Origin of the sequence: Arthrobacter sp. zg-Y750, from assembly GCF_020907365.1 — a bacterium.
Lineage (GTDB): Bacteria > Actinomycetota > Actinomycetes > Actinomycetales > Micrococcaceae > Arthrobacter_B.
Genome location: NZ_JAJJOC010000001.1, coordinates 198,852 through 220,527 on the forward strand (window position 1 = coordinate 198,852; position 21,676 = coordinate 220,527).

Annotated in this window: 20 protein-coding genes and 1 pseudogene; 5 read left to right on the forward strand and 16 right to left on the reverse strand. The window is 64.4% G+C overall.

Annotated elements, in window-relative coordinates; translation table 11 throughout:
- Positions 1-57: 57 nt before the first annotated feature.
- Together dapC and fdxA are read right to left on the reverse strand one after the other, a co-directional pair.
- Positions 58-1,239 (reverse strand): succinyldiaminopimelate transaminase, encoded by a 1,182-nt coding sequence (gene dapC, locus LOC57_RS00885; protein ID WP_227913601.1) that lies wholly within the window; start codon positions 1,237-1,239, stop codon positions 58-60.
- Complete coding sequence (gene fdxA, locus LOC57_RS00890; RefSeq protein WP_227903680.1) at positions 1,236-1,559, reverse strand: ferredoxin; 324 nt, start codon at positions 1,557-1,559, stop codon at positions 1,236-1,238. The genes dapC and fdxA overlap by 4 nt, the downstream gene beginning before the upstream one ends.
- Before the next feature lie 156 nt (positions 1,560-1,715).
- Between fdxA and LOC57_RS00895 the strand changes: the two genes are divergently transcribed.
- A complete protein-coding gene (locus LOC57_RS00895) occupies positions 1,716-1,952 on the forward strand; it encodes a putative acetyltransferase (protein WP_227913600.1) in 237 nt (78 codons plus the stop codon).
- A 73-nt stretch (positions 1,953-2,025) separates the two neighbouring features.
- Here LOC57_RS00895 and LOC57_RS00900 read toward each other — a convergent pair whose 3' ends face one another.
- The 6 genes from LOC57_RS00900 to LOC57_RS00925 all read right to left on the reverse strand — a co-directional run bounded on the left by LOC57_RS00900 (position 2,026) and on the right by LOC57_RS00925 (position 10,081).
- Positions 2,026-2,409 carry a hypothetical protein gene (locus LOC57_RS00900; protein ID WP_227913599.1) on the reverse strand — a complete coding sequence of 128 codons (384 nt, stop codon included), beginning with the start codon at positions 2,407-2,409 and terminating at the stop codon, positions 2,026-2,028.
- A gap of 62 nt (positions 2,410-2,471) precedes the next feature.
- Positions 2,472-4,394 (reverse strand): translational GTPase TypA, encoded by a 1,923-nt coding sequence (typA, locus tag LOC57_RS00905; RefSeq protein ID WP_227913598.1) that lies wholly within the window; start codon positions 4,392-4,394, stop codon positions 2,472-2,474.
- 337 nt (positions 4,395-4,731) lie between these two features.
- Complete coding sequence (locus LOC57_RS00910; protein ID WP_227913597.1) at positions 4,732-6,426, reverse strand: ABC transporter ATP-binding protein; 1,695 nt, start codon at positions 6,424-6,426, stop codon at positions 4,732-4,734.
- Positions 6,423-7,376 carry an ABC transporter permease gene (locus LOC57_RS00915; protein ID WP_227913596.1) on the reverse strand — a complete coding sequence of 318 codons (954 nt, stop codon included), beginning with the start codon at positions 7,374-7,376 and terminating at the stop codon, positions 6,423-6,425. The genes LOC57_RS00910 and LOC57_RS00915 overlap by 4 nt, the downstream gene beginning before the upstream one ends.
- Positions 7,369-8,295 (reverse strand): ABC transporter permease, encoded by a 927-nt coding sequence (locus tag LOC57_RS00920; protein ID WP_227913595.1) that lies wholly within the window; start codon positions 8,293-8,295, stop codon positions 7,369-7,371. Before LOC57_RS00920 ends, LOC57_RS00915 begins: the two co-directional genes overlap by 8 nt.
- Before the next feature lie 136 nt (positions 8,296-8,431).
- Positions 8,432-10,081, reverse strand: a complete 1,650-nt coding sequence (locus LOC57_RS00925) for a peptide ABC transporter substrate-binding protein (RefSeq protein ID WP_227913594.1) — start codon at positions 10,079-10,081, stop codon at positions 8,432-8,434.
- A 348-nt stretch (positions 10,082-10,429) separates the two neighbouring features.
- Here LOC57_RS00925 and LOC57_RS00930 point away from each other — a divergent pair, with 348 nt between their 5' ends.
- Positions 10,430-11,041 carry an NAD(P)-dependent oxidoreductase gene (locus LOC57_RS00930; protein WP_229957580.1) on the forward strand — a complete coding sequence of 204 codons (612 nt, stop codon included), beginning with the start codon at positions 10,430-10,432 and terminating at the stop codon, positions 11,039-11,041.
- A 112-nt stretch (positions 11,042-11,153) separates the two neighbouring features.
- Here LOC57_RS00930 and LOC57_RS00935 read toward each other — a convergent pair.
- Both LOC57_RS00935 and LOC57_RS00940 read right to left on the reverse strand, forming a co-directional pair.
- Positions 11,154-11,375 (reverse strand): annotated as a pseudogene (locus LOC57_RS00935) (type II toxin-antitoxin system Phd/YefM family antitoxin); the annotation flags it as partial.
- Between the two features lie 10 nt (positions 11,376-11,385).
- Entirely contained in the window at positions 11,386-11,769 is a 384-nt protein-coding gene (locus tag LOC57_RS00940) for a VOC family protein (RefSeq protein WP_229957582.1), read from the reverse strand.
- A 215-nt stretch (positions 11,770-11,984) separates the two neighbouring features.
- Between LOC57_RS00940 and LOC57_RS00945 the strand changes: the two genes are divergently transcribed.
- Entirely contained in the window at positions 11,985-12,281 is a 297-nt protein-coding gene (locus LOC57_RS00945; protein WP_229957584.1) for a hypothetical protein, read from the forward strand.
- Between the two features lie 372 nt (positions 12,282-12,653).
- Here LOC57_RS00945 and LOC57_RS00950 read toward each other — a convergent pair whose 3' ends face one another.
- The 5 genes from LOC57_RS00950 to LOC57_RS00970 form a co-directional block, all read right to left on the reverse strand.
- Positions 12,654-13,220 (reverse strand): hypothetical protein, encoded by a 567-nt coding sequence (locus LOC57_RS00950; RefSeq protein WP_227913590.1) that lies wholly within the window; start codon positions 13,218-13,220, stop codon positions 12,654-12,656.
- A 352-nt stretch (positions 13,221-13,572) separates the two neighbouring features.
- Positions 13,573-14,658 carry a redox-regulated ATPase YchF gene (gene ychF / locus LOC57_RS00955; protein WP_227925049.1) on the reverse strand — a complete coding sequence of 362 codons (1,086 nt, stop codon included), beginning with the start codon at positions 14,656-14,658 and terminating at the stop codon, positions 13,573-13,575.
- 1 nt (position 14,659) lies between these two features.
- The gene (locus LOC57_RS00960; RefSeq protein WP_229957586.1) at positions 14,660-16,147 is read right to left on the reverse strand and encodes an HNH endonuclease; all 1,488 of its coding nucleotides are present in this window, start codon (positions 16,145-16,147) and stop codon (positions 14,660-14,662) included.
- A 518-nt stretch (positions 16,148-16,665) separates the two neighbouring features.
- Positions 16,666-17,757: a 4-hydroxy-3-methylbut-2-enyl diphosphate reductase gene (locus LOC57_RS00965; protein ID WP_227925051.1), complete on the reverse strand. Its 1,092-nt coding sequence runs from the start codon at positions 17,755-17,757 to the stop codon at positions 16,666-16,668.
- A 68-nt stretch (positions 17,758-17,825) separates the two neighbouring features.
- The gene (locus tag LOC57_RS00970; RefSeq protein ID WP_229957588.1) at positions 17,826-18,656 is read right to left on the reverse strand and encodes a hypothetical protein; all 831 of its coding nucleotides are present in this window, start codon (positions 18,654-18,656) and stop codon (positions 17,826-17,828) included.
- Positions 18,657-18,801: 145 nt separating this feature from the next.
- On the opposite strand from LOC57_RS00970, the gene xseA reads away from it, so the two are divergent.
- The gene (gene xseA / locus LOC57_RS00975; protein ID WP_229957590.1) at positions 18,802-20,070 is read left to right on the forward strand and encodes an exodeoxyribonuclease VII large subunit; all 1,269 of its coding nucleotides are present in this window, start codon (positions 18,802-18,804) and stop codon (positions 20,068-20,070) included.
- 69 nt (positions 20,071-20,139) lie between these two features.
- On the forward strand, positions 20,140-20,367 hold the full coding sequence (locus LOC57_RS00980) for an exodeoxyribonuclease VII small subunit (RefSeq protein WP_227912905.1): 228 nt from the start codon (positions 20,140-20,142) through the stop codon (positions 20,365-20,367).
- Between the two features lie 3 nt (positions 20,368-20,370).
- Here LOC57_RS00980 and LOC57_RS00985 read toward each other — a convergent pair whose 3' ends face one another.
- On the reverse strand, positions 20,371-21,588 hold the full coding sequence (locus LOC57_RS00985) for a pyridoxal phosphate-dependent aminotransferase (RefSeq protein WP_227912903.1): 1,218 nt from the start codon (positions 21,586-21,588) through the stop codon (positions 20,371-20,373).
- Between the last annotated feature and the right edge of the window lie 88 nt (positions 21,589-21,676).

Below are 21,676 nucleotides of genomic sequence, written 5' to 3' on the forward strand. Positions count from 1 at the left end.
GCACCGTTGTACAAGCGCAACATAGGCACGGACGGTATTCCGGTGCAGTGCCTAATACTATTCCTGCCGGGGCCGCCCGCGGTCCAATTCCGCCGCGGCCAAGAGCCGGTCCGCCGCGGCACGGATATCGGCATCCGAACCGGTCAGCGCGATGCGGACATATCCCGCACCGGCATCACCGTAGAAAACACCGGGACCAACAACAATTCCCAGGTCCGCGAAACGGGAGACCGTTGTCCAAGTGTCTTCACCGGCGGTTGCCCACAGGTACAGGCCGGCCTCGGAATGCTCGATCTTCAACCCGAAGCCCTCCAGCGCCGGGACCAGCTGTTCGCGGCGGGCCCGGTAACGGTCCTTCTGCTGGGCCACATGCTCGTCGTCGCGCAGTGCTGCCGCCATGGCAGCCTGCACCGGGGCAGGGACAATCATTCCGGCATGCTTGCGGCTGTTGACCATATTGGCGATGATCGCCGGATCGCCGGCGGTGAACGCCGCCCGGTAGCCGGCCACGTTGGACTGCTTGCTCAGCGAGTACACGGCGAGCAGGGAATTGCTGCTGCCGCCGCTGACGCGGGGGTCAAGGATGCTGGGCACCGGTTCACCGCCGCGTGCGGGGTCCCAGGGGCCCCAGCCCAGTTCGGCATAACACTCATCGGAGGCCACCACGGCGCCGATTTCCCGGGCCTGCTCCACCAGGGTGCGCAGCGAGGACGCAGTCCGCACAATGCCGGTGGGGTTGCCCGGGGAGTTCACCCAGATCAGCCGCACGCGGGAACGGGTTTCCCCGTCCAGTTCGTCAAGGTTGTCGGCGGCCACCGCCGTCGCCCCGGCAAAGACCGCCCCCATGTCGTAGGTGGGATAGGCAACCACGGGGCGGACCACAACGTCCCCCTCCCCCAGCCCCAGCAGCAACGGCAGCCAGGCCACCAGTTCCTTGGAGCCGATGGTGGGCAGCACGTCCGCCGGGTCCAGGCCCGGCACCCCGCGCCGCCGGGCGAACCACTCGACCACTGCGTTCCGCAGGTCTGCGGTGCCGTGGGTGGTGGGGTAACCCGGCGCGTCAGCGGCGGCGCTGAGGGCTTCGCGGACGACGGCGGGGGTCGGGTCAACGGGCGTGCCGATGGAGAGGTTCACGGCACCCTCAGGGTGCTCTGCGGCCCGTCGCTGGTACGGGGCCATGGCGTCCCAGGGGTATTCCGGCAGGTCGAGCCCGAAGGCCCTTGATCCTGCCGGGCTCATGCCTGGTTCTGCGGAGGCAGGGCAGCGATGATGGGGTGGTCCTTATGGGTGTTGCCCACCTTGGCCGCACCGCCCGGGGATCCCAGGTCATCAAAGAACTCGACGTTGGCCTTGTAGTAGTCGGCCCATTCCTCCGGGGTGTCATCCTCGTAGTAAATGGCCTCTACCGGGCATACAGGTTCACAGGCGCCACAGTCCACGCATTCGTCCGGGTGGATGTAGAGGGAGCGTTCACCTTCGTAGATGCAGTCCACGGGGCATTCTTCGATACATGCCTTGTCTTTCACATCTACGCACGGCTGCGCAATTACGTACGTCACGTCCCTTGCCTTCCTGATCTGCGTCCCGCCTGCCGGAGGCCGGCGGTTCCGCTGGGTGTTGGTTCCACGTTAGTAGCCGAAGCCATTATCTCCCAGCCGGGACGGCCCGGCGCACGGCCCGGGTCCGGTCTGGGACCCGCCGCATAGGATGGTTCAATGAACTTTTCCGAACCGGCAGCCCTGCTGCGCAGCCTGCAGCCGGGGGTCCGCGTGGTGGTGCGCTACCGGATCGACGGCGGTTTCACCGACGCCCTGGGCACACTGGGGGCCGTGGGCGATACCGAATGCACAGTTGCGACCCGGCGCGGCGACGTCGTTATTGCCTACCCGCTGGTCACGGCCGCCAAAACCGTGCCGCCGCCTCCCCCGCGCCGCGCTCCCCGCAGGTCCTGAGAAAAAACGGCAAAGGCCGCCGGAACAGTTGTTCCGGCGGCCTTTGCCGCTCTTACACGCTTTTCCGGCTGCGCTAGGCAGCCTTGGCGGCGGCCCGGTCCCGGGCAAGCACCCTGGTGCAGGCCAGGACTGCGCCAACCGTGGCTACGGCCTGGCCGAACAGCCACACCAGTCCCGCTGTAACAACGGGCGGCTGCTCCTCGGCGGCAGCGCCGGTCACGATCAGCGGGGCCTCGTTGAGCAGGTCCAGGGAGAACAGCCCCAGCAGCAGATACGTGATGACGCCGGCGGCGGCACTGACCGCTGCGCTGCGCTGCCAAAGGCCGGCCAGCAGCGCCACAGCGCAGCTGAACACCACCGCCAGCACTGCGCCGACCGGAAGCCCGGTGTCGCCGGCATACACCACCTGGTTATGCAGCGAGGTGCCGAGGACAGCCGCCGTGATTCCGCCCAGCACGGCGACCAGAGGCCCCCGCCAACGCGGGAGCCTCTTGCCGGTGTCGGCCGTTGCGGTGATGACTAAGCCTTGGCGCGTGCGCGGTTGGCCTTGGCACGGTCGTTGGCGTTCAGGACCAGCTTGCGGATGCGGATCGATTCCGGAGTGACCTCGACGCATTCGTCCTCACGGGCGAATTCGAGCGACTCTTCCAGGGTGAGCTTCCGCGGCGGTGTCAGGTTCTCGAAGGTGTCCGAGGACGCAGCACGCATGTTGGTGAGCTGCTTTTCCTTCGTGATGTTCACGTCCATGTCATCGGCGCGGGAGTTCTCGCCCACGATCATGCCTTCGTAAACCTCGGACGTGGGCTCCACGAAGAAGGAACCGCGTTCCTGCAGCTTGATCATGGCGAACGGGGTAACAACGCCGGAGCGGTCAGAAATCAGCGAACCGTTGGTGCGGTATTCGATCGGACCGGCCCACGGCTCGTAGCCCTCGGCGATGGACGAGGAGATGCCTGCGCCGTGGGTTTCCGTCAGGAACTTGGTGCGGAAGCCGATCAGGCCGCGGGCGGGGACGATGAATTCCATGCGGACCCAGCCGGTGCCGTGGTTCGCCATGTTGACCATGCGGCCCTTGCGGACTGCCATCAGCTGCGTGACGGCTCCGAGGTATTCCTCGGGTACGTCGATGGTCATGTGTTCCATCGGCTCATTGACCTTGCCGTCAATGAGCTTGGTGACGACCTGCGGCTTGCCGACAGTCAGTTCGAAGCCTTCGCGGCGCATCTGCTCCACCAGGATGGCCAGGGCGAGCTCGCCGCGGCCCTGTACTTCCCAGGCGTCCGGACGCTCGGTCGGAAGGACCTTCAGCGACACGTTGCCGATCAGTTCCTTGTCGAGGCGGTCCTTGACCTGGCGGGCCGTGACCTTGGCACCCTTGACCCGGCCGGCGAGCGGCGAGGTGTTGATACCGATGGTCATGGAGATGGCGGGGTCATCCACGGTGATCAGCGGCAGCGGCTTGGGGTTGTCCACGTCGGTGAGGGTTTCACCAATGGTGATGTCCTCGATGCCGGCGACGGCGACAATTTCACCGGGGCCGGCGGATTCGGTGGGAACACGGTCCAAAGCCTTGGTGGCCAGCAGTTCGGTGATCTTGACGGTCTTCATGGTTCCGTCGTGGCGGGCCCATGCAACCATCTGGCCCTTGCGCAGGGTGCCGTTGAAGATACGCAGCAGGGCCAGGCGGCCCAGGAACGGCGAGGCGTCCAGGTTGGTAACGTGCGCCTGGAGGACGCCTTCGGGATCGTACGTGGGAGCGGGGATGTGCTCCAGGATGGTCTGGAACAGCGGCTCCAGGTTGTCGTTCGCGGGAGCTTCGCCGTCGGCCGGCTGCTCCAGGGAAGCAGCACCGACGCGGGCTGCGGCGTAGACAACGGGAACGTTCAGGATCAGGTCAAGGTCCAGGTCCGGAACTTCGTCCGCGAGGTCGGAGGCCAAGCCGAGCAGCAGGTCCATGGACTCGCTGACGACTTCGTCGATCCGGGCATCGGGACGGTCGGTCTTGTTGACCAGCAGGACTACCGGCAGCTTCGCGGCAAGTGCCTTGCGCAGCACGAAGCGGGTCTGGGGCAGCGGGCCTTCAGAGGCGTCCACCAGCAGCACAACGCCGTCGACCATGGACAGGCCGCGCTCGACCTCGCCGCCGAAGTCGGCGTGGCCGGGGGTGTCGATGACGTTGATGGTGATGGTTTCGCCGTTGGCAGCCGGGCCGTTGTAGAACACCGTGGTGTTCTTGGCCAGGATGGTGATGCCCTTTTCGCGCTCCAGGTCACCGGAGTCCATCACGCGGTCTTCCACGTCTCCGTGGGCAGCAAACGAGTTCGTCTGCTTCAGCATGGCGTCGACGAGGGTCGTCTTACCGTGGTCAACGTGGGCCACAATAGCAACGTTGCGGAGGTCGCTTCGCACTGCGCTGTTTACAGCCGTGTTGGTTTCTGACATGCGTGAGGACTCAATTCATAGGAGATCAGTTCGGGGTGTTTCTTTTCCACCGGAGGGGCTCCGGCGTATCCGGCTGTTCTGTACGAATGCTGATTCAATCTCTTGCTCAATCACCAGTCAGAATCCACCGAAGGCCCCGCCGTCAGCGGGCACGCTAACATTCTAGTCGCAATACCATGTCTGCCCTAATGCGGCTTCACCGAGGGCGCAAATCCGGGGCAGGGCGGGGGTCTCACAGCGGGGTCTCACAGCTGGGTCGCACAGCCGGACGCACAGACGCAGAAGGCGGGGAACCCGTTGGGGCTCCCCGCCTTCCGTGCAGTTCTGCGGTGCGCTGTTAGGCGACTGCCGGCGGCAGTTCCAGGCGTGAGCCCGGGATGGCTGCCAGCAGGGCCTGGGTGTAGGCCTGCTGGGGCGCGTCGAAGACGGCGTCCGTGGAACCGGTTTCCACGAGCTTGCCCTTTTCCATCACGCAGACGTAGTCGGCAATCTGGCGCACTACGGCCAGGTCATGGGTGATGAACAGGTAGCTCAGCCCCAATTCCGACTGCAGGTCAGCGAGCAGGTTCAGGATCTGGGCCTGCACCAGCACGTCCAGTGCCGAAACGGCTTCGTCGCAGATAACCACTTCGGGATCCAGTGCCAGCGCGCGGGCAATCGCAACGCGCTGGCGCTGTCCGCCGGAGAGCTCGTTCGGGAAGCGGCGCATCACCGAGGACGGCAGGGCCACCTGGTCAAGCAGTTCGCGGACCTTGGCCTCGCGGCTCTTGGCGTCGCCGATCTTGTGTACCCGCAGCGGTTCTTCGATGGTGCGGAAGATGTTGTACATCGGGTCCAGGGAACCGTACGGGTCCTGGAAGATCGGCTGCACCCGGCGGCGGAACTCGAACAGGCGCTTGCTGTTCAGCGTGGTCATGTCCACCCCGTTGAACAGGATGGAACCGCTGGTAGGCGTCTCCAGGTTCAGCACCATGCGGGCCACCGTTGACTTGCCCGAACCGGACTCGCCCACCACGGCCGTGGTGGTGCCGCGCTTGATGTTGAAGGACACGTTGTCCACGGCGGTGAAATCCGTGGACCGGCCAATGCCGCTGCGCAGCTTGAAGACCTTGGTCAGGTCCTTGACCTCAATAACGTTGTCCGCGGCCTTCAGCTTGTCCTCGTCTTCGGAGGTCAGCAGGTCCGCGCTTTGCAGGCCCAGGCTCTTGGCGGAGTCAATCCGCTTGGAGGCCAGCGACGGGGCCGACTCCACCAGCTTGCGCGTGTAGGGGTGGCGCGGGTTGGTGAGGATTTCGAGGGCCGGCCCGGCTTCCACCACGCGGCCCTTGTACATCACCACTACCTTCTGTGCACGCTCTGCGGCCAGGCCGAGGTCGTGCGTAATCAGCAGTACTGCTGTTCCCAGTTCATCGGTCAGGGTGCCCAGGTGGTCCAGGATCTGCCGCTGCACGGTAACGTCCAGGGCCGACGTCGGCTCATCGGCAATGAGCAGGCGCGGCCGGCAGGAAAGGCCGATGGCGATCAGCGCGCGCTGGCGCATGCCGCCGGAGAACTCGTGCGGGTACTGCTTGGCCCGGCGCGCGGCGTCGGGCAGTCCGGCCTGCTCCAGCACCTTGGCGATATCCGCCGGAGCGTGCGGCAGGCCGTTGGCCCGCAGTGTTTCCTTGACCTGGAAACCGATCTTCCATACCGGGTTCAGGTTGGACATGGGGTCCTGGGGAACCATGCCGATGGAGTTGCCGCGCAGTTCCTGGATCCGCTTGGCACTGGCGTTGGAAATGTCTTCGCCGTCAAACAGGATCTGTCCGGAGCTGACGCGTCCGTTGCCGGGAAGCAGGCCGATGGCCGCGAGGGCCGTCGTCGACTTGCCCGAACCGGACTCCCCCACAATGGCCACGGTTTCGCCGGGCATGATGGTCAGGTGAGCATCGCGGACGGCCTCGACGTCGCCGTTTGCCGTGGCAAACGTGATGGCAAGGTCGCGGATTTCAAGCAGCGGCTGAACAGCCGTTTCTTCAGTATTGGTGGTCATCGTTTGCGCGCCTTCGGATCAAGAGCATCACGGACCGCGTCACCGAGCATGATGAAGCTCAGCACGGTAATGGACAGGGCGGCAGCAGGCCAGAGCAGCGTTGACGGATTGGACCGCAGCGAGGTCTGGGCAGCCGAAATGTCATTGCCCCAGGACATGATGCTGGGCGGCAGGCCAATGCCCAGGAAGGACAGGGTGGCCTCGGCAACAATGAAGGTGCCCAGCGAGATGGTGGCGATAACGATTACCGGTGCCATCGAGTTCGGGATGACGTGCTTCATCAGCGCCGAGAACTTCGAGACGCCCAGTGAGCGGGAGGCCACTACGAAGTCGGCATTGCGGACCGAGATCACGGCGCCGCGCGTGATGCGGGCAACCTGGGGCCAGCCGAAGATCAACAGCGTGAAGACCACCGTCAGGGTGGTCCGGTTCTCGCGGAACGCGGGCAGCTGCATGATGATGATGGCGCCGAGGATCAGCGGGAGAGCGAAGAAGATGTCGCCGAGGCGTGCCAGGACAGCGTCCAGCCAGCCGCCGTAGTACCCGGCCAGCGCACCCAGGATTCCGCCGATGATAACGACGGCGATGGTGGTCAGCAGGCCGACCAGCACGGAGGCGCGGGCGCCGTAGATAACGCGGGCGTACACGTCGCAGCCCTGGAAGGTGTAACCGAGCGGATGCCCGGCGGCGGGTCCGCCGTCGGAATTATCCAACAGGCAGCCTTCGTCCGGGGACGCGCTGGTGAACAGGCCCGGGAAGGCTGCCACGGTGAGGATCAGCAGGATCAGCAGCGCCGAAATGATGAAGAGCGGCTGCCGGCGCAGGTTCCGCCAGGCCTCCCCCCAAAGGCTCAGCGGCTGCACGTCATCCTTGACGCTGTCGGTTGCGGCCAGAGGGGTTTCCTCCAGCGGAGCAACATAGTGCTCGATGCTTGTGGTGTCTTTATTCATAACGGATCCTCGGATCAAGCCAGGCGTACAGGAGGTCTACAAGGAGGTTGGCGATCACGTAGACGAAAACGAGAACGCTGACGATCGAGACGATCGTGGGACCCTCTCCCCTGACGACGGACTGGTAAAGTCGCTGTCCCACTCCGGGGACGTTGAAGATGCCTTCGGTGACAATCGCGCCGCCCATCAGCGCACCCAGGTCTGCTCCGAGGAACGTCACCACGGGGATCAGCGAGTTGCGCAGGATGTGCACCGTGACAACGCGCGGGCGGGAAAGGCCCTTGGCCGTGGCGGTGCGAACGTAGTCGGCGTTCATGTTTTCAATCACCGAGGTGCGGGTCAGGCGCAGCACATAGGCGAAGGACGCCAGGCCGAGCACAAGCGCCGGCAGTATCAGGTCCGCAAACCCGGCATCGCCGCCCACCGTTGGGGACGTCCACTGGAGTTTCACACCCACCAGGAACTGCAGCAGGAAGCCCAGCACGAAGACCGGAATGGCGATCACGATCAGGGAAACAACCAGGACCGTGCTGTCGAAGATCTTGCCCTTCTTCAGGCCGGCAATCAGGCCGAAGGCAATGCCGAAGACAGCTTCGAAGATCAGCGCCAGGATGGCGAGACGGATCGTGACCGGGAAGGCCTGGGCCAGGACGTCGGTTACCTGGCGGCCGGAGAAGTCAACGCCCAGATCGAAGGTGACCAGGTTCTTCAGGTACAGGAGGTACTGGACGATGAAGGGCTGGTCCAGGTTGTACTGGCTGCGCAGCTGTGCGGCAACGGCTTCGTTGACCGGCTTGTCTCCGAAGAGTGCTGCAATCGGGTCGCCCGGAAGGGAAAACACCAGGAAGTAAACAAGGAAAGTGGCCCCGAAGAAAACGGGGATCATTTGAAGGAACCGTCGAATGACGTAGCCGGCCATCAGGGGTGGCCTCCGGCCAGCTTGTGGGGATTGTGGTCTCGCATTTTTTGTATGCCTGTTCTTGGGGGTAAGAACCCGAATACAAGCCGGGGCCCGGCCTTTTGGCCGGGCCCCGGTTGGGTCGGTCTAGATTCTGCTACTTGGCGGTGACGTTGTAGTAAACCGGAACGCCGTTCCAGCCGGTCTCAACGTTGTCCACGTTCTCGCTCCAGCCGGACTGTGCCACCTGGTACCACAGCGGGATGACGGGGAGATCCTTGAGCAGGACTTCCTGCGCCTGGTTGAAGATCTTTGCGCCGTCTTCCGGAGTGGAAGCGGCAAGGCCTTCGCCCAGCAGCTTGTCGAACTCTTCGCTCGAGTAGTCGCCGTCGTTGGAACCTGCACCGGTGCCGTACAGCGGGCCGAGGAAGTTGTTCAGCGACGGGTAGTCAGCCTGCCAGCCGGTGCGGATGGCACCGGTCAGGGTCTTGGCGGTAGCGTCTGCGCGCAGTTCCTTGAACGTTGCGTAGGGCTTGCCTTCAGCCTTGATGCCGAGGTTGTTCTTCAGGCCGTTGGCGACGGCGTCGACCCATTCCTTGTGGTTTGCGTCGGCGTTGTAGCCAATGGTGAAGGTTTCATCTGCGGGCCACGGCGAGATCTTGTCTGCCTTCTGCCACAGTTCCTTGGCCTTCTCCACGTTGAATTCGAGCACCTCGTTGCCGGGGACGCTGTCGCTGTAGCCCTCGATCACCGGAGCGGTGAATTCCTTGGCGGGCTCACGCGAACCGGAGAAGACAACATCGGTGATCTGGTCGCGGTTGATGGCCATGGAGATGGCCTGGCGGCGCAGTTCGCCGGCTTCGCCGGAGAACGCCGGCAGGTAACCGGGGATGGTGATGGTCTGGTTGCCGGCGTACGCCTTCTCGGAGTAGCGGCCTTCACCCAGGTCAGTCTTGAACGTCTTCAGGGCAGCATTGGGCATGGTGTCCAGGATGTCCAAGTTGTTGGACTGCAGGTCAGCGTAAGCTGCGTCGAACGAGGAGTAGAACTTGAAGGTCACTCCGCCGTTCTGCGGAACGCGGCTTCCGGTGTAGTCCGGGTTGGTGACCAGTTCGATCTGGACCTCGTGCTGCCAAGCGTCGTCGCCGGCGAGCATGTACGGGCCGTTGCCGACCGGGGTCTCGCCGAACTTGGCCGGATCCGTGACGGCTTCAGCCGGCAGCGGGAAGAAGGCCGTGTAGCCAAGGCGCTGCGGGAAGTCGGACTCGGGCTGGCTGAGCTTCACGGTGAACGTGTTGTCATCAACAACGGTCAGGCCGCTCATGGTGTCGGCCATTGCGCCTTCTGCGCTGACCTCGTCGTAGCCTTCGATGCTCTCGAAGAAGTACGAGTTCAGCTGGGCGTTCTTGGCGGCTGCGCCAAAGTTCCAGGCGTCCACGAAGGACTTGGCCGTGATGGCCTCGCCGTTGGTGAACTTCTGGTCAGCCTTCACCTTGATGGTGTACGTCTGGGAATCTTCGGTGTCGATGGACTCAGCGAGTTCATTAACAGTGTTGCCGTCGGCGTCGTAGCTGACGAGGCCTTCGAAGAGCAGGTCCATGATGCGTCCGCCGCCAACTTCGTTGGTGTTCACGGGCATCAGCGGGTTCTGCGGTTCGGTGCCGTTGGCCGTGATGATCGCGGTGCTGTTGCCCTCGGTCTCACCCGAGCCTTCGGCCGATTCGTCGGATCCTCCACCGCAGGCGCTCAGCGCAAGTGCGGCAACGGCCGCTACGCTCAGCATTTTGGAAGTGCGTGTGACGCGCATTCCGCCTCCTAGTTCTGTTCGGTTCCGGCGTGAATGACGCCGGTGTTGCGGCTCCGCCAAATGGTGAACCGACTCACAAAGCCAAAAGCATAAGCCCAACTTGTTTCCGGACGGTAACAAAGACAGGGTGCTTTGCGGGGGCGGGGCCGCCAAGTGCCGCCCGAGGGCCGCGAAAGGCGCTCCCCACTTGGGTTTAGGTGCGGCAAAACCTCCCGGTAACGATTTGGCATACAGGCGGCGTAATACATGCGTTGGCATGTCACATTGGGCTGTTCAGTGCGAGACTCGCGCGATGTTTGCCCGATGATGGGAAGCACCCCCGCCCGCTGAAACCCGAACTGAGGACCTATGAAAATCACCATTGTGGGCGGATCCCATGGCACCGGCGCCCATTTGGCGTCCTTGGCGCAGGAGGCCGGCCACGAGGTTACTGTCCTCTCGCGAAGCGGCGGCGCGCCTGCGGGCGTCCGTGCAGTCGCCGGTGACGCAACAGACCCTGCCGTAGTTGCCGGCGCCGTGACCGGAGCCGACGCCGTCGTCGTAACTGTGGGCGGCGCAAGGGGCGTGAAGCATCAGCGTGCCGCAGTGACCGGAACTGCCATCAAGGCCATGCAGGACGCCGGCGTGCGGCGACTCGTGGTCCAGTCCTCGTTGGGGGCGGGGAATTCGTCATCCCAACTGCCCGGTCCAATGGGACTGATCACCCGGGTGGCGCTTGCCGCTCCGCTGGCTGACCACAATGAGCAGGAGTCCCTGGTGACGGACTCAGGGTTGGACTGGACCATCCTGCGGCCAACCGGCCTCACCAACAAGGAACCCGCCGGCACCTGGCGGGCGCTCGAGGTGGGGAACCCGGAAAAGCTGCGGGGGTCTGTGCCTCGAAAGGACCTGGCGGCCTGCATGCTCAAAATTCTCGAAGACGATTCCGCCGTCGGGAAGGCGTTCGGGGTGAGCGGCTAGGGGCGCGCCCGTCCACCAGTGCCGGCGCCTGTCCCCCGGCCTGCCGGTCTCTCGCGTGCCACCCCGGCTCGCTTCACACCAGGTGGGAAGTTGTAAAGAGCACGATCAAAGCTCAGTCCTCTTGGTTGAGCGGGTGCTCCTCGGTCTGACCTGTGCGCGCCCGTTCGTAGGAGTCGAGCAGACGGCGGGCGTTGGCGGGCGAGCGGAAGAGATACGCGGTTTCCTGCCAAGCGGCATACTCGTCGGCTGGCATCAGGACAGCACTACCCTTTGGGGAAACAATCTCAACAGCTTCACGATCGTCATTGATGCGCTCGATGAGCTGGAACAGCGTCTTTCGCGCCTCACGCTCTCAGGGGATTTGCTGTCCACATGCCGAAGGAAACACCTGTTGGATCGCAGTAGATACCGAACCAGCGATCGTCGCCACCCAGCTCCACACGCGAACGCTTCACGGATCCCCCATAGGCAACGACTCGATCAAGCGCAGACTCGAGGTCGTCGACCGCTACGTACAGGCGCGGACCCGCAGCCGGAGAAGTCGCAGGCGTTGAGGCTCGCTGGAGGCCTCCGATCTCAGATCCGTCAGCGTGGATCACCCAGTAGTCTGCGCCGAGCTCCGTCCCAGCGAAGGCAGGCTCGAACGACCATCCCGACAGTTCCGAGTGGAACCGCATGAACTCCTCAGGATCGGACGTTTCGATTTCCCACCACACGATTCTGCTCATACGCCGATGGTATGCATCCGGGCACGAATCACTCGGCGTATCCGCTCCGTGCCGACCTGGAACAAAGTTCCGTCCGTTTCGTCTCGATTCGCTCGCTCGACGTCGAAGGGCTAGACGTTGAACTGGAACTCCACTACGTTGCCTAGCCGAATGCCCTCTGGAAGCTGCCAGTCCAGTACAAGTTCGACGCGAAACTAGGCATCGATGGGTCACAGGTGAAGATCGAACCCACCGGCCCAGGGTCGTTTCGCGTGACTATGCCTGAATTCATCGGCATCGGCTTTGACGATCCCGTGTTCGAGGACGCCCTCGAGAGCAACAACGCGCTTAGCTGGCTGGCACCGCCAGCCGTTCAAACTCGCATGATCAACAACATTCTCAGTAACGAGAACAAGCAGAAGTACATCAGCGAAAATGAAGCAGAATTGAAAGATAAGGCCAAGTCCTTCTACTCCGGAATCATCACAAGCATCGACCCCGAGATCACCGTCGCCTTTGAGTTCGCAGGGTAGATGCCCGCAGCACCGCGTCCTTGTTTAAACTAGGTTTTTCGGGTGCCAGGCTTGCCCCCGATATAGAAATGCCGCCCTCTAACGTCTTCACGGAGGGCGGCATTTCTATTGATTCAGGTGAAGAATCTAGACGTTGAAACGGAATTCCACCACGTTCCGTAGCCGATCAACCTCTTACATTCGCAGTCAGATTACCTTCGAGGTAGGGGAAGCCGAGCGCTACGTCCCGGTTGATCTGAGGAATGTCTCCGGCGGCGGCAGCATGGGCCGCTGACGGAACCCGCTCCCGCGCCGGAGGTCCTGCCGCCGCCGCGCGGCACCGGACCCTGCCAGCGGCGCCGCCGTCCTTTGCCACCTGGGCGCTTCTTGGTATCAGCGACTGGTTTGGAGTGCCTCAGTGTAGAGTTTCGGGTCGTTCCTGGTTTCAGCTGAGATGACAAGATGACTGGCGTTGAGACGCTGCGCAAAGTACCCCAAATAGGGCAGTACGATGATCGTCGTGAGCCCGTCTTGCCATGCCTTAACCAGCGCCGGAAGGCTATCTTGTTCGGACCGGGAAGGAAAGTTCGGCGTTGTCTGTTTATCCCACGTATTGAAGGCCACCAGATCTACCCCATCCTCGCCGTATTCGACGGGCCAGAATGGTGGCACAATCGGGTGGAGTTCCTGTCCAGGGCTCGAGAGTTTTTGCATCTCTTCCTGTGAGATCGGTTCGTTTTGAACTGTGCTTATGTTGAACCAGTCCCAGCTGCGGTCCCATTGCTGCTTCCAGCGTTCATCCCATACCTCACGGCTTGCTGACGCCGGGATCTTCGATGCACCCGTCGCAGGCACAGGGCTGAGTTCCGGAATTTCGATGTCCTGGGCGATCATCCATGCCTTTCGGATATAGAGAAGCATCTTCAGGTTCTGCGCGTGGTCATCAATCCGGATGGTCATTTCTTTTGGCCAAACAGCCCGCAGTCTAAGCCCTATTCCCCACATAGAGACTCCTTGATTTGTCGGCCGGACGGAGAACAGTCGTTGGTGCCTAGCATCGCATTCGACCTGCCTTCAGTAAATGGTTCGCTCAAAGCTAGAGGCCCCGATCGGAAATGTCCGCTGGGATCGGGGCCTCCGGAGGCGAACTAAGTCGTGACCCGTGTTGGCTATTCCTCTTCAAATGCTCGTGGGCGGTACCGCACGAGATCCACGAAGGCTGGTGACGATACAACCCTCGATCCGTAAACAAGAAATGCCGCCCTCATACGTTTTCCGGAGGGCGGCATTTCTATTGAATTAGGCGAAGAATCTATACATTAAATCTAAATTCCACCACGTCGCCGTCGGCCATAACGTATTCCTTGCCTTCGATGCGGACCTTGCCGCGGGACTTGGCCTCAGCCATCGAGCCGGCGTCAACGAGGTCTTCGAAGGACACGATTTCTGCCTTGATGAAGCCGCGCTGGAAGTCGGAGTGGATGACGCCGGCAGCTTGAGGCGCGGTGTCACCCTTGCGGATGGTCCAGGCACGGGTTTCCTTAGGGCCTGCCGTCAGGTAGGTCTGCAGGCCGAGAGTGTGGAAACCGACGCGTGCAAGCTTGTCCAGGCCGGATTCCTCCTGGCCGCTCATTTCGAGCATCTCGCGGGCTTCTTCTTCGTCCAGCTCCACCAGATCTGCTTCAAGCTTGGCGTCGAGGAAGATGGCGTCCGCCGGTGCCACCAGTTCACGCAGCTCGGCCTGGCGCTCCGGGTTGCCCAGGACGGCGTCATCCACGTTGAAGACGTAGATGAACGGCTTGGCCGTGAGCAGGCTCAGCTCGCGCAGGTGCTCCATGTCCAGCTTGTCGCTGGCCACGGAGGAGAAGATCGTGTCGCCGCGCTCCAGCACAGCCTGGGCGGCCTGCATGGCAGCCAGCTGCGCAGCATCGCGCTTCTTGATCTTCACTTCCTTCTCCACCCGAGGGATCGCCTTTTCCAGCGTCTGCAGGTCAGCGAGGATCAGTTCGGTGTTGATGGTTTCCATGTCCGAGCGCGGGTCCACCTTGCCGTCCACGTGGATGACGTCGGGGTCATCGAACACGCGGATAACCTGGGCAATGGCTTCGGCCTCACGGATGTTGGCGAGGAACTGGTTGCCCAGGCCTTCACCTTCGGAGGCGCCCTTCACGATCCCGGCGATGTCCACGAAGGACACGGTGGCCGGGAGGATGCGTGCGGAACCGTGGATTTCGGCCAGCTTGGCCAGGCGAGGGTCCGGCAGGGACACGACGCCGACGTTCGGTTCGATGGTGGCGAACGGATAGTTCGCCGCCAGCACGTTGTTGCGGGTCAGCGCATTGAACAGGGTTGATTTGCCGACGTTGGGCAGGCCGACGATGCCAATAGTAAGAGCCACGTTAGTAAATGATACCGGGAGTGAGGCCGGAACTCTCACGGCCCGGAGTGCCCGGCAGCGGTGGCGCGGTCGATCGGTAGCGGTGGCCAGTGGGAGTGGTGGTGTCGACCGTGTGGCTGGCAGAAGCCACCGGGGTGCTTGACGGCGATGGCGGCGGATCTTTCCTGTGCCCCCGGCGCCGGTCCGGATGGACAACGGTCGCCTTCCAACCGGGAGCCTCCTTCGCGTGGTTGCACGCCTCACACAGCCCCTGGATATTGGCCACCTCCGTAGGACCGTCGTGACGGCGCGGCCGGATGTGGTCCTGGTGCCGGATCGGCGCATCACACCACGGGGTGCGGCAGGTCTGGTCCCGTGCCGTGACCAGACGGGCCAGGGACGCCGGCACGAACCGGGCCTTGGAATCCATGGCCAGCAGCTCCCCAGAACTTGGGGCGGTGTAGACGCGGCGGACCCAGATACCGGCAGGGTCAGACGAGTTGTTCGAAGAATCGCCCGAAGCGTTATGTGAGGGCGGCTTCCCCGGGTTCCCGACGCCCTGACGCACCATTTCCCTCGCCCACGGAGCCGGAACCACCCCGTACCCGGCCAGGTATGCCGGCTCCCGATCCCCGGCCAGCAAGGTTCGGTCCGTCATCACCAACTGCACCTCCACCGGCACCTGCTCAGCCTTTGCCTGGCCCGTGATGCGTTCGACCATGGTGTCGGCCATGATCTGGCCCCGGCCGCGGGCATCACCCCGGGCCCGCAACGAATCAGCAGCACGGCTCAGCGCCGCATACACCGCAACCCCCTGGGCCACCGGCAGCAGACCCGTCAGGTAGGTCATGGTGTCCGGAGCCGGACGGCAGGACACAAACCGGTCCGCCTCCGCCTTCGCCGCCCGCCGCACCAGCGCGGCCTGATCAAGCCGGTACGTGATCTTCCGGATCCTCGCGATCAGGCGTCCATCCCCCAACCCGTCCAATCCGTCCAACCCGGCAGGATCCCCGGCGATTTCCTGATCTACCAGTTGCCGGTCCGCCACGGACAGGCAGGCAGTCTCGCGGACCAGCAGGGTCGCCCGCCACTCACTGATGTGGCCCTCCGACAACGCTTTGAGCGTGCACGGCATCTCCCTGGTCAGGGCCTTGGCGAAGCCCAGGATCCGTCCGCCCCGGGCAGGAGATTCCCGCCGGGCCAAGGCCACCTGCGCTCCAACGCCCACACCCTGTTTCTCCGCGGGCAGCCCGGCCCGGGCATGAGCCGCACGCACGGACACATCAAATGCTGCCGCGACCCGCGCCTGCGCCGCACACGCAGCAGCCTTCAGCTCCTCCAAAGCACGGAGCCGGTCAACAAGCCCTGCATCCGAATCAGCAGCAATCGCGGCCAGGGATTCCTCGGAGGCGAGCGCCCGGCACCAGGACGCCACCTCGACAGCAGACGCTGCCTCAGCCGCGCGGGCCGCGTGCGGGCCTGACGCAGCTTCGCCTACGCGGTCCGACACGTCCTCCAACCGTCCGGACGTCGGCGACGAACCGGGCGACGTTGTTGGGATCGTCCGCTTTGCCCTTGCCGGTGCCGGTGCCGATCCCTTTGCCGGAGCCGGAGCAAAGGCCAAAGGTGTCGCCGCAAGCCTGGAAACAGGCACTATTTGAGGACTGACTGCGTCAGCCTGAAGGGAGTTGGCCAGCTCCAATGATTCGAACATGTGTTCGATAGTAACGGCGGCCCAAGGCCGTAACAACGGGTGTTTTCGAGCCTGTGGAAAAGTACTTGGACGAACGGGTACTGGCCTTCCGGCGCGTCGCGGAGTGTCCGGCGGACCTTACGATCCGCGGAAACCTGCGGCATTCTAGGCTGCAGTCCAAGACCCTGGGAGCAAACCTTGGGACCAGGACCCCGGCGTCTGACTCCCTGGCATCTGGCATGGCGGCTGGCCCGGCGCCCGCACCCCGGTGCCTGGACCCGCCCCTGGCCCACGCGCTGGCCCTAACCCCCGCCCCCAGCCCCGCGGAACCGAACCTACCCCTGGACGTCGTCCCCGCGGCGTCGTCCGCCCAGTCCGCGGGAGGAGTCGCCCATGGCCTTCAGCGTGGCGCGGATTTCCTTGGGCAGGGAGAACATGATGTCCTCTTCGGCCGTCACTACTTCTTCGACGTCGCCGTAGCCGTACTGCGCCAGCAGGTGGAGCACATCCTGCACCAGGTTCTCGGGAACGGAAGCACCTGAGGTCACACCTACGGTGGCCACGCCCTCGAACCAGCTTTCGTCCACCTCGTTGGCGAAGTCCACTCGGTAGGAGGCCTTGGCTCCGTATTCCAGCGCCACCTCGACCAGCCGTACGGAGTTGGAGGAGTTGGCCGAGCCGACCACCAGCACCAAGTCCGCCTCGGGGGCGATCTTCTTGATGGCCGCCTGGCGGTTGGAGGTGGCGTAGCAAATGTCGTCGCTGGGCGGGTCCTGCAGGGACGGGAAACGCTCCCGCAGCAGGTTCACGGTGTGCATGGCTTCGTCCACGCTCAGCGTGGTCTGGGACAGCCAGATGACCTTCTCGGGGTCCCGTACGGTGACCTTGTCCACGTCTTCGGGACCGTTGACAATCTGCATGTGTTCCGGCGCTTCGCCGTACGTGCCTTCGACCTCTTCGTGGCCGGCATGTCCGATCAGCAGGATGTCGAAATCGTCGCGGGCAAAGCGCACGGCTTCGCGGTGCACCTTGGTGACCAGCGGGCAGGTGGCGTCAATGGTCTGCAGGTTCCGGTCCTTGGCGGACTGGACGACGGCGGGCGACACACCGTGGGCGGAGAAAATCAGGCGGGCGCCTTCGGGCACCTCGTCGGTCTCGTCCACGAAAATGGCGCCCTTTTCCTCCAGGGTCTGGACCACGTGGAGGTTGTGCACAATCTGTTTGCGGACGTAAACGGGCGGCCCGTAGGCTTCCAGCGCCTTCTCGACGGCGATGACCGCGCGGTCCACTCCGGCGCAGTAGCCGCGCGGTGCCGCCAGCATCACGCGCCGGGGCCCGTAGACGGGAGCGGCTGCAGCCACTTCATCGGGGGTGCGGCGCCGCCGGGGCACGGTGGGCATAGGCACGGAGATTACAGTGCTGGTCATGCACCCATGCTATCGGGTATAGCTGTCCTTCCCGGGCCTTCACACCGTGCGTACGCTCACAGCGTGACCTACCGCCGCGAGCCGCGGACCACCCGTGCCAGCAGTCCCACCACCAGCGCGGCAGCCCCTGCGAGCATCAGCCCGATGGTCCAGGTGCGCATGCTGTCTGTCACCTGGCCGGCGAAGGCCTCGGCAAAGGAAGATGCCACGGCGCTGCCGAACTGCTGAGCGGCAACCCGGTCCGGGAACATCCCGGCAGCCAGCCACAGCACCGCCCCGGCGAGCGCCACGCCCAGGCCGATCAGCGCAAAGGTGGTGGAGCGGCGCCGGGCAATCAGCAGGGCCAGGATCCCCGCCACGCCTGCAGCCAGGGCAAGGACCGGCCAGGCCTCCCCGGCACGCTGGACATTGGCCAACAGCTGCGCCCGCCCCGCGGCACTGACCTCCACCGGCACCTGCTCGGGCGCCGGAACGTCCACATTCAGTTCCCCGCCCACGCTTCCGGTGACTAATGACACCAGGGGCGCGACGTCGAGGGTCAGCGTGCCTGCCGCGGCCGACCCGCCGTCCTCGGCGAAGGTCAGCGCATGCGAGCGGCGCAGGGTCTCGTTCCAGGCCTGCGGATATTCCGGCAGCGCCTGGACGCCTTCGACGGCGGAGGTGACCAAGGGCTCCACCATTCCGGCCAGCGGGCCGGGAAGGTCCACGGATTCCGCGGCCCGCGCGGAAATCGCCGCAGCGAGTTCCTGCTGGAGCTGCGCGTCTTCGGCCAGCGGCTCCCCCAGGGCGGCAAAGCCGTCCTCGGACGCCACGTTGGTGTTCAGCCATGCTCCCGTGAAGGCAGCTGCGGTGAGCAGGACCGCCAGCAGTCCGAATACCGCTGAGGCGAATGTGCGCATAAATTGCTTCCTTGTCCGTTGCCGCCGGCCCGCCTGCGATCAGGGCCGGAACCGGACCGGGGGATGCACCTGATAGACATTAAGCCTGTGCCGGTTTTCCATCCCGGCCCGAGAGCCAGTTCCAATCCACCGCGGGAGCATCCAGATGCAAGACGACAGCGGACCTTTGAGTCCCGAGAATACCCCGGAGAAGACAACCCTGCCCGCAACGGCCGCGCAGACCACCCCCGAGAACCCTTGGCCGCTGGCGCTGCTCTCCAAGAACCTCAAAAGCTACATTGACCGCGCGCCCGCCACCTGGGTGGAGGGCCAGGTCATTGAGCTCAACCGCCGCGCCAACGCCTCTTACATCACCCTGCGCGACGTCGACGCCGAGGTCTCGCTCTCGCTGACGGTGTGGAGCACAGTGATGAACAGGCTGGAACTGCCGCTCGAGCGCGGGGCCCGGGTGGTGGCGCAGGTGAAGCCCGACTTCTGGGTCAAGACCGGCCGGCTTTCCATGCAGACCCGGGACATCCGCCCCGTGGGGCTGGGCGACCTGCTGGCGCGGATTGAACGGCTGCGGCATGCCCTGGCGGCCGAAGGCCTGTTCAGCGAGGACCGCAAGCTGCCGCTGCCGCTGCTGCCGGGCAGGATCGGGCTGATCACCGGCCGGAACTCCGATGCCATGAAGGACGTCATGCGCAACGCCGCGCTGCGCTGGCCCGCCGTCGCGTTCGAGGTGCGCGAGGTCGCGGTCCAGGGCGTGAACGCCGTGGCCGAAGTGACCCGGGCGCTGGCCGAGCTGGACGCCATGGCGGAAGTGGACGTGATTGTCATTGCCCGCGGCGGCGGTTCCCTGGAGGACCTGCTGCCGTTCAGCCATGAGGACCTGGTCCGGGCTGTCTCCGCGGCGCAGACCCCGGTGGTGAGCGCCATCGGCCACGAAGCGGACCGGCCCCTGCTGGACGAGGTCGCCGACCTGCGCGCGTCCACGCCCACCGACGCCGCCAAACGCATAGTGCCCGACGTCGGCGAGGAACTGGCCCGTGTGCGGCAGTCCCGGGCGCAGCTGCGACGGATACTGACCATGCTGGTGAGCCGGGAAACCGACCGGCTGAACCACATCCGCTCCCGCCCCGTCCTGGCCGCACCGCAGTCCATGGTGGAGCGCCGGGAGGAAGAGATTTCCCGGCTGCGTTCCCGGGCACTGGCATCCGTTACCGCCGAGGTGCGCCGGGATGCCGACCGGATCGGGCCCCTGCGCGCGCAGGTGCGGGCCCTGTCGCCGCAGAACACGCTGGACCGCGGCTACGCCGTCGTCCAGCTCCAGGCAGACGGCAGCGTGGTCCGCGACGCCGCCGCGGTCCCGCCGGCGGCACGCCTGCGGATCCGGGTGGCCGTGGGCGAACTGGCCGCCACCGAGGGCGCCTGACGGGACAAGCCGTCCGCGCCAGCCCAGCCAGCTTTCAAACCAGCACCGAGAAACAGCAGAGGACAAGACATGAGTGAAACACCCGCAGTACCGGCCGACATCGAAGCCATGAGCTATGAGCAGGCCCGCGACGAACTGGTGGCCGTGGTTGGCCGGCTGGAAACCGGCGGCGCCAGCCTGGAGGAGTCGCTGGCCCTCTGGGAGCGCGGCGAGCTGCTGGCCACCCGCTGCGAGTCCTGGCTCGAGGGTGCCCGCAAGCGCCTCGACGCCGCCCGGGAGCATGCTGCCGGCGAGTAGGCCTTAGGGCTTGTAGCTGCCCAGGAACTCGGCCAGCCGGGTCATGGCGTCCTCGATGTCTTCCACGCTGGGCAGGAACACCATCCGGAAGTGGTCCGGACGGACCCAGTTGAAGGCCGTCCCCACGGAGATCAGGATTTTCTGCTGCTTGAGCAGGTCCAGGGCAAACTGCTCGTCATCCTTGATGGGATAAACGTCCGGATCCAGGCGCGGGAAGAGGTACAGCGCGCCCTGCGCCGGTTCGCAGCTGACCCCGGGGATGTCATTGAGCATTTGGTAGGCCTTGTCCCGCTGGGCGCGCAGCCGCCCGCCGGGCAGGATCAGGTCGTTGATGCTCTGGTAGCCGCCCAGGGCGGTCTGGATGGCATGCTGGGCCGGCACATTTGCGCACAGGCGCATGTTGGCCAGGAGATTAATGCCTTCGATGTAGTCCGCAGCGTCGCGCTTCGGGCCGGAAATTGCCATCCAGCCGCTGCGGTACCCGGCTATCCGGTAGGCCTTGGAGAGCCCGCTGAAGGTCAGGCAGAGGACATCGTCGCCGGTGAGGGCGGCGGAGTTCACGTGCACGGCGTCGTCGTACACGATCTTTTCGTAAATTTCGTCCGAGAAGATGATCAGGCCGTGCTTGCGGGCCAGTTCCACGATCGACTTCACCACGTGCTCCGGGTACACCGCGCCGGTGGGGTTGTTCGGGTTGATCAGGACAATGCCTTTGGTCCGGTCCGTGATCTTGGCGGCGATGTCGTCGACGTCGGGCCACCAGTTCCCGGCCTCGTCGCACATGTAATGCACCGCGGTGCCGCCGGCCAGGGAGACGGACGCCGTCCACAGCGGGTAGTCCGGAGCGGGCACCAGGATCTCGTCACCGTTGTTCAGCAGCGCCTGCAGCGACAAGGTAATCAATTCGCTGACCCCGTTGCCGAGGTATACGTCGTCGACGTCGATGTTGTTGATGCCGCGGCCCTGGTAGTACTGCACTACGGCCGTACGGGCGGAAAAGATGCCGCGGGAATCGCTGTAGCCCTGGGCTGTGGGCAGGTGGCGCATCATGTCCACCAGGATCGCCTCGGGGGCTTCGAAGCCGAAGGGCGCGGGGTTTCCGATGTTCAGTTTCAGGATCCGGTGGCCTGCGGCCTCCATCTGCTGCGCGTGCTGCAGCAAGGGTCCCCGGATGTCATAGAGGACGTTGTGGAGTTTGTGCGACTGCTTGAATTCGGCCATTTCCTTAGGATGCCATAAGCCGGCGCCCCCGCCGCCTATGTTTAGCTGCCGGGGCGCCGGGGGGGTACAAAAACGGGCGGACGGATCA

Coding starts and splice junctions, on each gene's coding strand:
- LOC57_RS00950 (WP_227913590.1), bottom strand. CDS start 13,220: ATGACCATCCGGATTGATGACCACGCGCAGAACCTGAAGATGCTTCTC.
- LOC57_RS00910 (WP_227913597.1), bottom strand. CDS start 6,426: ATGACCACCAATACTGAAGAAACGGCTGTTCAGCCGCTGCTTGAAATC.
- typA (WP_227913598.1), bottom strand. CDS start 4,394: ATGTCAGAAACCAACACGGCTGTAAACAGCGCAGTGCGAAGCGACCTC.
- LOC57_RS00915 (WP_227913596.1), bottom strand. CDS start 7,376: ATGAATAAAGACACCACAAGCATCGAGCACTATGTTGCTCCGCTGGAG.
- LOC57_RS00920 (WP_227913595.1), bottom strand. CDS start 8,295: ATGGCCGGCTACGTCATTCGACGGTTCCTTCAAATGATCCCCGTTTTC.
- LOC57_RS00985 (WP_227912903.1), bottom strand. CDS start 21,588: ATGGCCGAATTCAAGCAGTCGCACAAACTCCACAACGTCCTCTATGAC.
- LOC57_RS00965 (WP_227925051.1), bottom strand. CDS start 17,757: ATGACCAGCACTGTAATCTCCGTGCCTATGCCCACCGTGCCCCGGCGG.
- LOC57_RS00930 (WP_229957580.1), top strand. CDS start 10,430: ATGAAAATCACCATTGTGGGCGGATCCCATGGCACCGGCGCCCATTTG.
- LOC57_RS00895 (WP_227913600.1), top strand. CDS start 1,716: ATGAACTTTTCCGAACCGGCAGCCCTGCTGCGCAGCCTGCAGCCGGGG.
- xseA (WP_229957590.1), top strand. CDS start 18,802: ATGCAAGACGACAGCGGACCTTTGAGTCCCGAGAATACCCCGGAGAAG.
- dapC (WP_227913601.1), bottom strand. CDS start 1,239: ATGAGCCCGGCAGGATCAAGGGCCTTCGGGCTCGACCTGCCGGAATAC.
- LOC57_RS00970 (WP_229957588.1), bottom strand. CDS start 18,656: ATGCGCACATTCGCCTCAGCGGTATTCGGACTGCTGGCGGTCCTGCTC.
- LOC57_RS00940 (WP_229957582.1), bottom strand. CDS start 11,769: ATGAGCAGAATCGTGTGGTGGGAAATCGAAACGTCCGATCCTGAGGAG.
- LOC57_RS00925 (WP_227913594.1), bottom strand. CDS start 10,081: ATGCGCGTCACACGCACTTCCAAAATGCTGAGCGTAGCGGCCGTTGCC.
- LOC57_RS00980 (WP_227912905.1), top strand. CDS start 20,140: ATGAGTGAAACACCCGCAGTACCGGCCGACATCGAAGCCATGAGCTAT.